This is a genomic window from Kitasatospora sp. NPDC002551 (assembly GCF_040296005.1).
Classification (GTDB): domain Bacteria; phylum Actinomycetota; class Actinomycetes; order Streptomycetales; family Streptomycetaceae; genus Kitasatospora.
Genome location: NZ_JBEOWI010000099.1, coordinates 1 through 15780, shown reverse-complemented (window position 1 = coordinate 15780; position 15780 = coordinate 1). Strand labels below are relative to the sequence as shown.

General features: G+C 74.4%; 3 protein-coding genes. All 3 read left to right on the top strand.

Annotation, left to right across the window (positions count from 1 at the left end; genetic code table 11):
- The first annotated feature begins 37 nt into the window (after positions 1–37).
- Positions 38–12451: an EndoU domain-containing protein gene (locus ABT093_RS39175; protein WP_350572272.1), complete on the top strand. Its 12414-nt coding sequence runs from the start codon at positions 38–40 to the stop codon at positions 12449–12451.
- Positions 12452–12557: 106 nt separating this feature from the next.
- Complete coding sequence (locus ABT093_RS39170) at positions 12558–14039, top strand: hypothetical protein (protein ID WP_350572271.1); 1482 nt, start codon at positions 12558–12560, stop codon at positions 14037–14039.
- A gap of 58 nt (positions 14040–14097) precedes the next feature.
- Positions 14098–15780: right-handed parallel beta-helix repeat-containing protein (locus ABT093_RS39165; protein ID WP_350572270.1), on the top strand; the 1683-nt coding region annotated here is incomplete at its 3' end.

The following is a 15780-nucleotide window of genomic DNA, read 5'->3' as shown; positions in this document are numbered from 1 at the left end:
CGACGACCTCCTCGTCGCGGGCTCCGGCCTGCGCCGGATGTTCCCGCGCAACTGGACGTCCGAGGACGCGGTGTACGCCGCCGAACAGGCGTACCTGGACGCGCTGGACCGCCGGAACGTCGTCCCGCTCGGCGGCGGCCGCCACCGCTGGACCGGCGAGTACGCCGGGGTGCGGATCGAGGGCGAGGTCCACGGCGACCGCTTCCCGGCGTTCCGTCCGGCCGACGACCAGCCGGACACGGACCCGCCGCTGAACGCGCCGCACCGGCCCGACCCGACGACCCTCACCGACGACCCGCAGGCGCGCCGACGGGCCTTCGGGACCTTCGGCCAGCGCGCCGAGGACGTCGTCCACTACGGCGACCGGCAGAACCTCACCGGCCTGCACCACCGCCTGGACCTGTCGCGGTCCGAGCGGAGCAGCGCGCTCCGGGCGCACGGGGTGGAGATCGTCGAGACCGGGCCGCGGGCCCACAACGGCACCTACCTGACGCGGGTGGCCTTCCTGGACCCGACCGTCGCGCCGAACTCGCCGCTCGCGGACTTCCGGACCCGCTGGCGGGTCCGGGCGGACGACGAGGGCGTGCGCGTCATGTACCCGCGGCGCTGGTCGTCCACCGACCTGCTGACGCACGTCGACGAGGCGCACGACAGCGTCCCGCACGAGCTGCGGGTCCCCCTGGACGACGGCCGGACCTACTACTGGGTGGGCGAGTCCGACGGCGTCCGCATCGAGGGCCTCTCGCGGGACGGGGCCCACCTGGCCCACCGCCCGGCCGGGACGCAGCCCGCGCCGCCGCTGAACGCCTGGGACGACGCGCGGGTGCTGCACGTCGAACGGGGCGCGGACACCGACCTGGACGGCCGGACCGTCGGCCTCTCCCGGGTGCTGTTCGACTCCGGGCAGCTGGGCCTGGAGATCACCGTCCGGGTCGACGGCGACCTCGCGCACCGCGACCGGGAGGGCGACCGGGCCGAACTCCGGCGCCAGGTGGACACCTTCGTCCGGGAGCGGGTGCGGGCGACCGCCGACGCGGACGGTCTGCCCGAGATGCTGGTCACCGTCCGGCTCGACTTCGGGGACGGGCCGCGGGACGCCGCCACCCCGCCGGCCGACCACGAGGCTTCGCCCCGCCCCGACGACCGGATGGCGGTCGACCTCGACGACGACGTGCGGTCCCTGCTGGGCCCGCTCGCCGACCCGTACGACCCGGACGGCTTCCAGGGGACGCTCTACCTGCTGGAGGAGTCCGCCCCCACCCGGGCGGACGTGCTCCGGGGCCACCGGGACGCCGAGGGGACCCCGGACGTCCCCGCCGACCTGCGCGAGCCCGGTCCGCGCCGGGAGACCGAGGAGCACCCGGCGGTCGTCGTCACCGAGGACGGCCACCCGCGGAGCCGGCCGCTCGCCGAGGCCGTCGACGAGCGCTTCAGCCGGGAGGGCCTCGACCTCGACCCCCGCGGCCTGCCCGAGGACGAGAGCCTGCCGCGCGAGTGGACGGCCGCCGACGCCCGCTGGGCCGTGACGCAGTTCGTCGACCGGCACCAGGTCCGCCCCAACGAGAACAGCGTCGTCTTCGGCGACTTCCGCGGCGTCCTGCTGGAGGTCGACATCGTCGACGGCATGATCCACGGCTACCGGGGCATCGGCGACCAGCGGGACCTTCCGCAGCTGCACGCCCCGCAGGCGCCCGCGGGCTACGCGCCGGCGCACACCGGCGGCCCCGGCGGCCCCGCCGTCCCGCACCTCGCGCCGCCGGCCGCGGACCCGCTGCTCACCGCCGTCGCGGACGCGTCCCCCGAACTCGCCGCGGCCCTGCTGGCCCACCACGACCTCCCGGCCGGCACCCCGCGGCCCGAACTGCTGCGGCTGATGGCCCGGGAGGTCGCCGACTACCTCCGGAACACCCCGCCCGACCACCTCCCCGCCGAGGCGCTGACCGCGTTCCGGCCCGGCGCGGTGCCCGACCCGGCCACCGCCCGGCAGCTCCACGGCCTGAGCGACGCCCTGGAGGCCGGGGACGGCACCCACGACGCCGGGCTCGGCGGCGCGCTGGCCCCGCTGCTGGCGCACGCCCTGCACGTCCGGCTGGAGGTGACCGACCGGCACGGCACCGTCCGTCAGTACGGCCCGGACAGCGAGCTGGTGGTGCGGGTCTCCGAGGACGACGCGCAGCAGCACGTCACGGAGGACCAGGACACCGACATGGCGTCCGACCGGGAGTCCTCGGTCGCCGGGACGGACCACGGCGACGACCTCACCATGCTGGTGGACCTCGACGAGTCCGCCCTGGCGAGCGTCACCGGGGCCCGCGAGGTCCGGGCCCCCGTCGACGCGTTCCAGCGGTCCGTCTCGGCCTCGTTCCTGCGGGGGTACGAGGCCCGGCGCGGCTTCCTGGAGAACGGCGAGCCGGCCACCGAGGTCGTGGTGCGCATCCACATCCGCCGGGAGCCCGCCGAGGCGGGCATCGAGGAGGGCTACGGCTACGACGCGCAGGTCGAGCAGTTCACCGACGAACAGATCGGTCTGGTGATCGACCGCGCCTGGGAGGGCGTCAACCTGGTGTACAACACCGGGCACCGGCTGCCCGACGGCAGCGTGCTGCGGGTCCGTCCCGAGTTCGTCGACCACTCGGCCGACGTCAACCACCACGTCCACATCGTCGACCTGTTCAGCCGCGAGCTGCACGAGGACAACGAGACCTGGTCCCTCGAATCGACCCCGGAGACGCTCGCCCACGAGATCGGCCACCTGATCGGCTTCGACGACGAGTACCGCCGTTTCCAGAACCGGCATGTCGTCGAGAACGACGCCACGATCATGAACAGCCCGCACGTCGAGCACGGCCGGGTCTCCTCCGACCAGGTGGCCGGCATCCCGTCCCGCAGGCTGGACGGTGTCCAGAACCTGGCGCCGCGCAGCCTGCGCGAGCTGGGTGCCGCCATCGACGAGGTCTTCGGCACCCAGCCGTCCCGGCTCACCCCGACCCACCGGGCGCCGGACGGCCGGCCGTTGCCGCCCCGGGCCGCGTTCGACGCGGATGCCCGGCAGACCGCGCTGTACGGCGACCGTCGGGGCCAGGGCGGGCACCTGCTCCCGGTGGCGGGTGCGGACCGCCGGCTGCCCACGGGGATCGTCGAGCAGCACGCCAACGGTGTGCTGCACGTCGAGTACGAGGCCGCGCCGAGGGGCCGGCGCCGCGCCGTCACGGTGAACACCGAGAGCGCCGCGGGCATCCTGGACACCACCGACACCGCCGACCGCCGACGGCTGTTCCCGCGCAACTGGACGGAGGCGGACGCGGTCTACGCCGCCGAGCAGGCGTACCTCCACGCGCTGGCCCACGACGCGGTCACCCCGCTCTGGGGCGGGCGCCACCGCTGGGTCGGCGAGTACGCCGGGGTGCGGATCGAGGGCGAGATCCGGGGCGACCGGTTCCTGTCCTTCCGGCCCTCCGACACCCAGCCGGAGCCGCACGAGCCGCACGAGCCGCCGATGACGCCGGACTCGGCGCTGACGCCCGACCCGCCGACGACGCCGGACGCACCGGTGCCGCCCCCGCCGACCCGGCCCAGGCGGGAGGCCGTGCCGTGGGACGGTCTGTCCGACCTGGGCCCGCTCCCGCCCCGCGACCCGGACCTCGCCCACGCGCCCTCGCGCCCGTGGGACCTGCTGCGGTACGGGCAGCGGGCGCAGGACATCGCCCGCTACGGCGACCGGCAGTTCCTCACCGGGCTGCACCACGAGATCACCCCGGGCTCGGGCGTGGACGCCGCGACCTGGCTCCGCCGGCGCGGTGTCGAGGTGATCGAGCGCGGCCCCGTCCACGTCAACGGCACCTACCGGGCCAGGGTGCGCTTCCTGGACGCGACCGTCGCTCCCGACGCGCCGCTCGCGGAGTTCCGCAACCACTGGCGGGAGCCGGACAACTCCGCGCGGACGATGTTCCCGCGTGAGTGGAACCGGCGGACCGTCCTGGACGCCGTGGAGTCGGCGCACGCCTCGGCGTTCCACAAGGTCCGGATCGACGACCGGACCTACCGGTGGGTCGGCGAGGCCGGGGGCGTCCGCATCGAGGGTCTCAGCCGCGACGGCCAGCACCTCGCCTACCGCCCGACCGACGTGCAGCCCGAGGGGCGCACGGACGGCTGGGACCGGCACCGGATCATCGCCACCGGCGACGGCCGGCGGATCGCCGCCGGCGACGGCTTCCTCCAGGTCCGGCGGGTGCTCTTCAACTCCGGACAGCAGGGCGTCGACATCGTCGTCCCCCTCCACGTGAGCCGGGAGGGCGGGATCACCGAGCAGCAGGTCCACGCCTACACCGACCAGCTGAACCGGAGCGTCCGGCAGCAGTGGGCGCAGGGCAACCGGGGCGGGCAGCCGCTGCTGGTCAATGTCACCGTGATACCGGTGGACCGTCCCGAGGGCGCCTACCGGAGCCTCACGGCGCGGCAGGCCGGCGAGACCGGCCTCCCGACGCTGCTGGGGGGACTGCTGCCCGGGTTCGGCCCGAACCACGAACAGGGCCCGCCGGCCCAGCTGTTCAGGCACGCGGGCCCGGTGACCACCCTGTCCGACCGGGTGATGCCGACCGAGGGGCCGAACGCGCTGCGCGAGCCCGGCCCGCGCCGTCAGGACGAGCAGATCCCCGCGTCCGCCCCGCAGTACGACGTCCGGCGGCTCTGGCAGGAGTTCACCGAGGACGCCTGGCGCGACCCGCGCGGCTCCGGCCTGCCGCGCGAGTGGTCGGCCGACGACATCCGCTACGCGGCCGGGGTCGTGCTCGACCGCGCCCACCGGTCCGGGCGGCTGCCGGAGAACGGCGTCGTCGACGGCACCGCCGGTGGCGTCACCGTGCACGTCCGGCGGGAGGGAGGCCGGATCGCCGAAATCTGGGGCGAGCCGGGCCAGGAGAACTCCCGGCAGCACTCCACGCCGGCCGACAACGGAGCGCCGCGGCTGCGGAACGCCGTGCTCCCGGAGAACGAGGACGGGAAGCACGGCGGCCTGCCGGTGCTGCGGTCGATCGCCGGTGCGGCCCCCCGGGAACTGCTGGTCCACGCCCTCGGCGAGGACGGGGCGGACCGGGTGGCCGGGGACCCGGACGCCGCCGAGCGCGCGCTGCGGGAGGAGGTCGAGCGGCGATTCCTGGACGACCCCGACCTCGCGGACGAGGCGTACCGCTTCTACCTCGACTGGGCCGGCGGCCAGCGGCGTGACACGGTGGACTGGGAGTCCTTCAGGGAGTCCCTCCGGGACGAACTCGCCACCTGGCGGGAGTGGGGCGTCCATCCCGCGCGGGCCCAGCGCCACGTGCAGGACGTGTTCCTCGTCCTGATGGCCTCCGCCCTGGACCTGCGGATCGTCCGCTCGGACACCCGGGCCGACGGCCCGGGGGAGATGGTCGTGTTCGGCCCGGTGAACGGGCGCCGCCTCTCGATCCACCACGACGAGGGGACGGGGAACACGGGCGTCCACCTCCAGCCGCGCGACGAGTCGGAGGGGCGGAAGGGCAAGGCGAAGGCGAAGGCGGCGTTCGTCGAGCCGGAGGCCGAGGACCACCTGTCGATGGAGGAGCTCCGGCGGCAGGTCGCACTGATCGACGCGGCGACCAGCACCGCCGCGACAGGAGCGGGGAGCTCCGGCACGCACCCGTCCGTCACCTCGCACCGGGACGGGGACCTCACGACCGGCCGCAAGGACGGGGACGTCGAGGAGAGCACGGCCGGGCCGCTCAAGCCCAAGGCGAAGAGCGAGATCGAGGAGATCGTCGAGGAGCGCAAGGAGGCCGACGAGGTCAAGGAGCTCCCGGCGGACCCGCCGCCGCCACCACCGCCGTCGCCGCTGCTGCCGCCGAGGGCCGTCGACGAATCCGGTCTTCTCTCCGGCGCGCACATGGTGACCTCGATCGGCGAACCGAACGGCGCGCTCGTCGTGAAGGTCGCGAAGCTGATCGAGGCGAAGCTCCCCGAGGGGACGGCCAACCCGCAGGCCCTCGCCCGCACGCTCGCGGAGGGCGTCTTCAGCGGCTCCGGCCTGCGCGCCCAGGTGTCGGCCCTGTCCCGCGGGGAGGTCCTGCACATCCCGGTCGGGACGGACGCCGGGCACGGCACCATCACCGTCCGCGGTGAGGTGGGGAACCTGGCCCACCGGGTGGGCGAGAAGGCGAAGGAGAAGTTCGAGTACGAGGGCGGCAGTGACCGGGTGGTGTCGCTCGGCACGGTCGCGGGCGGTCGTGGGCGCTGGGGCCTCGGTCCGCAGGGGCGGTTCGACTTCTTCAAGCTGTTCCGCCTCCAGGGCTCGGCCGGCTACCAGCGCGACGTCACGGGCTGGGACGGTCTGACGACCCGGGCCCGGCTGTTCTCGCGCTCCAAGACCACCGAGACCACCCTGACGTTCGACGGCCGGCTGTTCCTGGAGGTCGGGTACCAGGCGGCCGGGCGGCGGGACGACCCGGCGCTCACGGGCCGGCTGAACCGGGAGGCCGAGAACGTCACGTCGACGCCGATCGAGGTCGGCATCCCGCAGCGCGAGGCCCGCGCCACCGCCGATGCCCCCGACGCCGCCCACAAGCCCTGGCCGGCGGACTTCAAGGAGGGGATCCGGACCGACCGGCGGCTGCACCTGTCCCACGTGATGCTGGACGTCCACGTGAGCGGCGAGCCGCGGATCCGGCCGGCGGGGCCGAACCCGGACGGGAGCACGGAACTGACCGACCTCGGGGTGGCGGGCCGCCGCCCCGTGCAGCGTCAGGTCATGGCGGGTGTCGTCGACCTGATGATGCAGCACGACGACGTCCGGCAGGCGTTCCGCGGGAACAGCCGGAAGCTGTCCGACCAGCTGGTGGCGGAGTTCGGTCAGCGGCGTCTCCAGCAGGACTTCAAGGGCATGACGAACGGCGAGTCGGTGGTCCTCCGGCTGCCGGACAGCGACGTCGTGATCGAGGTCAAGGCCGCCAGCCGTCGGCTGGAGCTGGTGGCGGACACCAAGGAGACCGAGTTCAACACCGGTGCCGGTGCCATCGTCACCAAGCTCCGGCGGAAGGTCGTCAGCGGGCTCTGGCAGATCCAGGGCGCCGGGCGGCTCGGTGCGGACGACCGGAACGTCGGCGGCGGCTACGGCATCCGCAGGGGCTCGGACGAGATCCGGATCTCCGGCCGCACGCTGGAGACCGCGGTCACGACCAAGACCAAGGAGCCGGGCTCGATCCTCGACGGCCAGGGCTACCTGGAGGTGGTGGTCCGAAGGGGCGACACGCAGGTGGGCGACGCCGTCGAGGTGCCGATCGGCTTCCGCTCCCTGATGCCGAAGGCCGACCTGACGGTCCAGATGCCGCCGAGGAGGACCACGGAGGAGGCCGGGAGCACGGGGCCGGAGGGATGGGAGCGCACCTTCACCACGCTGCCGGAGGCCACCGTCATCCGTGATCTCGGATCGGTCGGCAAGCTCAGGGCCGATCTGGAGAAGGCCGGCCGGGAGTACTACGGCAGCCTCTGGCCGTCCATCCGGGACGAGGTGATGCAGCTCGCCACCCAGCCCGCGCTGGCCTCCCGGCTCGGCGCGATGACCCGCGGTGACGAGTTCGTGCTGACCTCCTTCGACCGGAGCAAGCCCGGGGCGTTCACGGACTCCGCGCTGGGCCGCGGTCTCAAGGTGACGGTCAGGGCCACGCTGGAGGACACGGCGTTCGTCCGGCACTCCAAGGACGCCGACCTCAGCCGGCAGAACGAGAGCAGCACGTTCACCTCCGAGCGGCGGCAGAGCGGGAAGCACGACGTCAAGCAGGGGGCCGTCGGCTTCCCGGTGGCCGGGAACCCGCCCTCCGGCAGCACGGAGCTCAGCCACCAGAAGCGGGTCCGCGTCGGCACCCGTGACTCCGAGGCGGACAAGCTGTACATGAACAGCAAGATCCGCGACGCCCAGAACGTCCACAGCGGCACGGTGAGGCTGACGCTGGTCCTGGAGGGCCGGGGTGCGCCGCGCCCGGTCGAGGAACGCCTCTCGACCGAGTTCAGCGTGGGATCGCCGAAGGCGGCGAAGACGTCGGGCGGGGAGGTCGTCCTGCCGCGCAACGAGATCAGTGCCGCCTCCGTCGTCTCGTTCAAGGAGCTCGGCGACGGGAAGAGCGGCGGCGGGCAGGTGCTCGCGGACGTCCGCAGCGCGCTGAAGAGCCGGTTCGGCCCGGTCGGCGGGGTCTCGCGGTCGCTGGACCGCATCCTCGCCGAGGAGTTGGGGCCGACCACGCTGCAGGCCAACATCTCCCAGCTGACCCGTGGCGGGGTGCTGAAGGTGCCGGTCGGCGGTGTCGGCTGGTCGGCCGACGTGATCGTCCGGGCCCGGCTGAACACGGCGCCGAAGCCCGTGCGCGAGGTGGGCGGGGCCGAGTTCGAGGTCGGCGCGCAGAACCGGACCGGTCACGGCGTCTCGCAGGACGAGCGGAGCCGGGTGACGGGCACCCTCGGGGTCAACGCCACCGTCGCCAAGAACGGGGTCACGGTCGACTACTCCTACCGCAGGGACACGTCGACCGGGATCGCGCTGGAGACCGCCGGCAGCACCGTCAACCGGGCGAAGAACGTCTCGACGGCCGTCGTGTCGGAGACCGACGTGGTGTTCGACGTGGAGATCCGCGGCCGGACGCTGGGTCTGATTCCCGGCACCACCAAGCTCGGCCCGATCACCATGAGGACGGAGGTGTTCACCCCGAGGTACGACCCCGTCGAGCCGGAGGACGTGCGCGCCGTCCCGGACCGCGTCTGGCTGACGCACGTGCTGGGCTCCTCCGACGTGGTCACCAACGTCTTCGTGCCGGGCGGCGCGAACACCGGCTCGACCGCGGCGAGCAGGAACGCGAGCTCGTCCGCGCTCGACGGGAACGGCTCGGCCTCGCCGCACCCGGGGGGCGGCTCGGCCGCGTCGCAGCCGGGCGGCGGCTCCACGTCGCTCCACCCGCAGGACTCCTCCGTGTCGTCGGACCGGACCGGCAGTTCCGTCGCGGTCGACCGGATGGCGGTGACCGAGCGGCTCGACTTCGCCAAGGCGATCCTCGGCAGGTCGAAGGAGACGGCGGAACCCGGCGGGAAGGACCTCTACTCCTGGCTGCACGGACCGGGCAGGTCCGGCCTCCGGCACAAGCTGTACGACACCCTCACGCCGGACCACCTCCAGGACCGGCTCAAGGGCATGATGAACGGCCGCCGGCTGGTGGTCTCGGACGGGGACGTCACCATCAGGATCGGCGCGTCCGTCAGGAACCTGACCAACACCGGCACGACCGCGACCACCGAGTTCAACACCGGGACGCAGACCGAGCACACCCACTCGGCGGCCGACGGCGCCACCGGCGGAGGCAAGGGCAGCGGCCACCAGCTGCGCGTGACCGGCAACGTCGCGGGCGGCAACTGGTACGCGGGTCTGGCGGTGGCCGGTGCGACCGGCCACGACATCCAGGAGACCTGGGCCAACCGCGCGGGCTCCGGCAACACCACCAAGGTGAAGCTGAAGAGCAGCGTCTTCACCGGCGAGGCCGACCTGCACTTCTGGGTCGAGACGAAGAGCGCGCTCGGGGGCACCAAGCTCGCCTACTACCGCCGCGCCCTGGGCATGGAGACGGTGATCGACTTCAACGAGACGATGCCCAAGGCACCGGCGGGCGACCGGCCCAACCCGCTGAACGCCTTCGACAGCGCGTCCGCGCCCCGCGGGAACGCCCTGCGCTCCCTGGTCGACCAGGCCGCGGGCGCCACGACGGCCAAGGCGCCGCCGGACCGGGTGTGGACGCACGGGCTGGTGGACACCGACGTCGTGCGCTCGGTCACGATGGACGAGGCCGCCCGCAGGCAATTGACGGCGGGTGCCGAGGAGTTCCTCGGTGCGAAGGACTGGGACCGGATCCGGCGCACGGTCGACCGGATGATCGACCCGGTGTCACTGGCGAGCAAGCTCACCACCCCGCTCACCCCGCCCGCCCTGCCGCCCCGCCCGACGGCGGACGGCGAGGCGCCCGTGCCCACGGGCCGTCCCGGGAACTCCACCTTCCTGATCGGCCCGCCGGACCTGAGCGGGGACGTCCGGGTCGAGGTCCGGACGAGGATCACGGAGCTGGAGTTCGTCCGGATCGACACGGCCTCGGAGTCCAACCCGACCAACACCACCTCGGTCGCCGACGGCACCAACGCCCAGCGGACCCTCCAGATCTCGGCCAGGGCCACCGGCGGCTTCAAGGGCGACATCGGCACCTTCGTCAGCGGCCGGATCGGCGGCTACGGGGACCTCGGCCACCAGGGCCGGACCGATCTCTCCACCGGCACCGCCGGCCAGCTCGTCAACAACGCCAAGATCAAGAACGAGACCGCGCGCTACCACGGCTTCGCGGAGGTGGAGGTGGTCTACCACAAGGGCGACCGGACGCTCGCCCGCAAGGAGCTCATGGCGATCCAGATCGACATCCCGACCGCCCACACCAAGGCCGGGCAGCAGGTGCCGGGCAACGGCTACCTCAGGTTCAGCGAGAACGCGGCCGAGGGCGAGATCCTGCTGCACGGTCGGCCGCCCGGCGCGGCCGGCGCGGTGGCGGACGCCCTGGGGCTGAACGCCTCGACGACGGACCACCACGCGAGGATCGCGCTCGTGGGCCGGGCCGCCGGGAGCCTGCTCCCGGAGTCGCTCACCGCGGGTACCCCACGGGCGCGGCAGTGGCTCCACGGCCTCGGCCAGGTCATCGACCTGGCCAGGGCCGGCGCGTCCGGAGCGCCGTTCGACCGGATCCGCGACCTGCTCGCCGGTGAGGAACTGCCGAGGGCGGACCGCCACCGGCTCCAGGACGTCGTCGACCACGTCGCCGCCGCCCACGTGCTGTCGGAGCAGCAGGTGCGCGACCGGTGGGACGGGCCGGTGACCGAGCGGCAGTCGGACCTCGTCCTGCACGAGCCGACCGAGCCGGACTTCCGCTGGACGGTCAGGGCGGGTTCCTCGACCTACCTCAACGAGGTGGTCACGGGGCTGCGGACGGCGTTCTCCGAGCCGGCCGCCCAGGGTGCGCCCCGGCCGCTGGTCGAGATCACCCTGGAAACGGCGGCCGAGGACGCGCGTCGGCACGCGAAGGACCTGGAGCGGACGCTCCGGCGGCTGACCCGGGGTCTGAAGCAGGAGGTGGACGTGATCGTGGTCACCCCCGACGACCCGGTGACGCCGCCGAAGCCCGACGCGGGGAAGGCCCCGGTGCGCGACCAGGGGCAGAACCCGGTGCCGAACCCGGAGGAGAGCGTCCGGCCGCCGAGGACCAGGGGCGCCGCCCGCCAGTTCCAGATCGGTTCGGCCCCGGCCGGGTCGAACGACACCACGGTCCGGCGGCCCGGTCCGCAGGACCTGCGGGAGACGACGGTGGAGAACGTTCCGCCGACCCGGCGACGGCCCCGGGAGCGGTTCACGCCGATGGAGACCCTGCACGAGGTGCCGGAGTCGGACCTCACCCCGGCCGGGGCCGGGGTGAAGGACGGGAACGACTCGTCGGCCCAGGACCTGTCACGGCAGCGGCCGACCGACGTGCCGGAGGAGGTGCCCGAGGTGATCAAGGCGAGCGCGCCGGAGGACGACTCGGCCGCGACGGTGAACCTCCCGGAGCAGCCGCAGAACCGGAAGGACGCCGACGACGACTTCGAGGAGAGCGAGGAGAGCGAGGAGGAGACCCTGCTCGGGCCGGTGAACCGGCGCGGGAACCGGATCCCAGCGGCCGGACCGTACCCGGCCTTCCGGCCGCTGGGCGGGGACCAGGGGCCGTTCACCCCGCGCGACGGTGACCTCGGTGGCGTGCAGGAGACGCCGGGCGACCTGCCGGACGGGGAGGACGTCGTCGTCGCGCCGCCCGTGCGGCCCTTCGGCAACCCGGGGGGTCCGGTCCGGCCGGTGCGGTACGTGCCGGCCCACGACGCGAACGACACGGAGCGGTCGCTGCGGCACGCGACGCCCGAGGAGCCGCCGGCCAACCTCGGGCACGAGCGCGTGCTCTCCGAGGACTCGATGGTGACGGCCCCGTCCCTCAAGGGATCGATCCGGCGCGAGTTCAGCCAGGAGGACGGCGACGAGAAGCCGACGCACGGGCGCGGGCCGACGGACGCCACGTTCCGCACGGCCCAGGAGTACGAGGGCGACTCGGACCTGGAGGGCGGCTACCTGTCGGACACCGGGAGCGAGCTGTCCGAGGACTCGTGGGTGGACCTCGGCCGGCCCGCCCCGCAGGCGCAGGGCTCCGACCTGTACGCGCAGGGGGCCAACCCGCCGATGGTGCCGAGCCCCCCGCAGCCGGACCGCGACCTGCCGCCGCGCCCGGCGGGAGCCGAGCCGCCGGAGCTCGTGCCCATCGAGCGCGATCCGGAGCCCGAGTTCCTGGACCTCGTCCTCGCCGTCCTGAACCCCACCCCGCCGCCGGACCGGCGGCGGGAGGCGTGAACCGTTCGGCCCGGGCGGGCCGTAGAGACGCAGTGGGAGCATCCGAAGACCTGTCGGCCGGGTGGTCCCGTCGACAGGGACTGCATCCGAGGCCGGAGGAGCTGCGGTGAGCACGAGTACGGGCGGGAACACGGGGATCCAACTTCCGTCGATGGACTGGGAGATGGAGGAGGAGGGCGGCCCGGCCGAGGCCCCGGCGGCGGAGGCCGCCGAGGGCGCCGGGGCCGCCGCCGGCGTGGTCGCGGCCGAGTCGCCGACCGAGCAGGTCGCCGTGCCGCACTACGGGCCGGCCACCCCGGAGACGGGTGCCGGACCGGAGCTCCCGCCCGACGCCGGGTACGGGCCGGCCGAGGAGCCGGGCCTCCTGGAGCCGATCGGGGCCGACGACCCGGACGCGCCCGCCGAGCCGGACAGCCGCCGCCGGCGGTTCAAGCGGCCCGCGCTGGTCGCCGCGGCCACGGCCGGCGTGGTGCTCATGGGCCTGCCGTTCCTCATCACCGACGGCGCCGACAAGGACCACAAGCGGGGCGACAACCTCGGGGTGAACCAGCCCGACAACCACCTCCCCGACGGTCCGCAGATCGAGGACGCGCCGGTGCCGACGGTGCCCACCGAGCCGCCGGCCACCGGCACCCCGGCGGAGACCACCGCACCGCTGGTCAACGCCGAGACCCCGGCCCAGCCCACCGTGCCCGTCGACACCTCCGGCACCGTCCCCGGCCTCCAGCCGGGCGGCGCCGGCACGGCCGGCGTCCCGGCGAACACGGGCTCCCAGCCGGGCGGCCAGCCCGCCCCGCAGGCCAAGACCTCGGTCGGCGGCGGCTCGTCCGCGCAGGGCGGCAAGACCACCCAGCCCGCCACCGGCGGCGGCCAGCCGGCCTCCAACCAGCAGCCCGCCTCCGGTCAGCAGCCGGCCCCGCAGCAGCCCGCTCCCCAGCAGCCCGCGCCGCAGCAGCCGGCCCCGCAGCAGCCCGCTCCCCAGCAGCCCGCGCCGCAGCAGCCGGCCCCGCAGCCGCCCGCCCCCCAGCAGCCCGCGCCGCCGCCGGCGGCGGCGAAGGCCACCTACAGCGCCATCGGCGGCAACGGGTGCGGCACCTCCTCCGTCGCCTACGCCCAGCACGGCTGGTGGGAGCAGGGCAGCACCGGCTGGCTGACCAACTCGGCCGGCGGCTACACCGGTTCGGGCTGCAACGGGAAGTACGTCTCGATGCCGATGTCCGGGGCCGCGAACACCGACGACAAGGACAACTGGGTGGTCTGGACGTTCTCCACCGCACCGGTCACCACGGGCACCTGCAAGATCGCCGTCTACGTGCCGAACAACTCCGATCTCAAGGCGGTCGGCGGCGCGCCCGCCTACTACACCGTGCAGAACACCTCGACGCCCAACTCCGGCACCATCGGCGACTTCTCGGTCAACCAGACCAGCAGCCGGGGGAGTTGGGTGACCGCCGGCGGCACCTATGCGGTGACCGGCGGCAAGATCGCCGTGATGCTGCACTCGCGGGGCCTCGACTGGGCCGGCACCTCCACCGAGAAGGCGCACATCGCGGCCTCCGCCGTCCGCGCCGACTGCACGGCCTCCTGACGGTCCCGACCACCGCCCCACCCCCGACGAACGACGAAGACCCCAGGAGAGGACGGCCATGTCGCGCCATGTGCTGACGGTGTGCCCGGAACAGCGGGGCGGCCCGTACCGCACGATCGGCGACGCGCTCGCGGCGGCCCGCAGCGGGGCGGTGATCTCCGTGCGCCCCGGCCGCTACGAGGAGAACCTGGTCATCACCAAGATGGTCACCATCACCGCCGAGGAGCCGCGCGGCAGCGTGCGGATCACCGCCCGGCGCGGCTGCGTCGTCCAGGTGGTGGCCGAGGCCGTCCAGCTCACCGGCCTGGTGGTGCAGGGCCAGGACGAGGAGATGCCCGCCGTCGACGTGCCGCGTGGGCAGGCCGCGCTCTCCGACTGCGAGGTGGTCGGCAGCTCCTGGACGGCCGTCCTCACCCGCCAGCAGGGCTCGCTCGCCATGCGCGACTGCCGGGTCACCAACCCGGCCGGCGCCGGCATCGTCGAGACCTCCACCGGCACCAGCGTGATCGAGGACTGCGTCATCGAGCACCTCGGCACCTCGGCCGTGGTGGTCGGCGAGCGGGCCAACCCGCTGCTGCGCAACTGCGTGCTGCGCGACGCCCGGGGCAACGGCGTGTGCGCCAACGGCGAGGCGCGCGGCACCTTCGAGGACTGCGAGATCTCGGTCACCGACAAGCCCGCCGTCGCCCTGGAGGAGCGCTCCACCACCCGGCTGGTGCGCACCGCCGTCCGCGACACCACCATCGGCGTCTACATCAGCTCCGAGGCCCGGGTGCTGCTGGAGGACTGCGTGGTCAGCGCGACCACCGGCCACGGCATCGCGCTGGCCGCCGGGACCGACCCGGAGCTGCGCCGCTGCTCCACCTCCCGCACCGCCGGGCACGGCATCCACGTCACCGGCCGCTCGCGCGGGCAGTTCGAGAACTGCGAGGTGGCGGACGCCGACGGCACCGGCATCTGGATCGGCGAGCAGTCCGGTCCGGTGCTCAAGGGCACCGTGGTGCGCAACTGCGGCGCGGCCGGCGTCGAACTCGCCGAGGAGAGCGCCGCCGACATCGACCGGCTGGAGATCCGGGACGTCACCGGCGCCGGCCTGTCGATCGGCGGCGGCGCCAACCCCCGGGTGCGCCACCTGACCGTGACCAACGCCGGCACCGACGGCGTCGAGGTGCTGCGGGAGGGCCGCGGCCGACTGGAGGGCGTCGAGGTGACCGACGCGGGCCGGGCCGGCCTGCGGATCACCGACGGCGCGGACACCTTCGTCGGCGCCGGAGTGGTGCGCGGCTCCAGGAACTGCGGCGTGGTGGTCGGCAAGGTGGGCAGGGCCGCGCTGCGCGACTGCGAGGTGAGCGGCTCGGGCGAGGACGGCCTCGCCGTCGAGGACGGCGGGGAGCTGACCTGCACCCGGGCCCGCAGCCACGGCAACCGTCGGCACGGCGTGCGGATCGGGGCGGGCGGCCGGGCCGCGCTCTCCCAGGTCGACGCCGTCGAGAACATCGGCGACGGCGTGCGGCTGGACTCCACCGAGGCGGTCCGGCTGACCGGCTGCACGCTCTCCCGCAACCGCGGCTCCGGGCTGCGGCAGACCACGCCGAGCGAACGCCTCGCCGTCGAGCAGCTCACCAGCGAGGAGAACGGTCTGCCGGACGCCCACGGCACCGCGAGCTCCGCGTCCGGCGGCCCGCGCGCCGAGGGTCAGGGCGCCGCCTCCGGCCCGGCGGCGCCCGGCGGACCCGCCGCC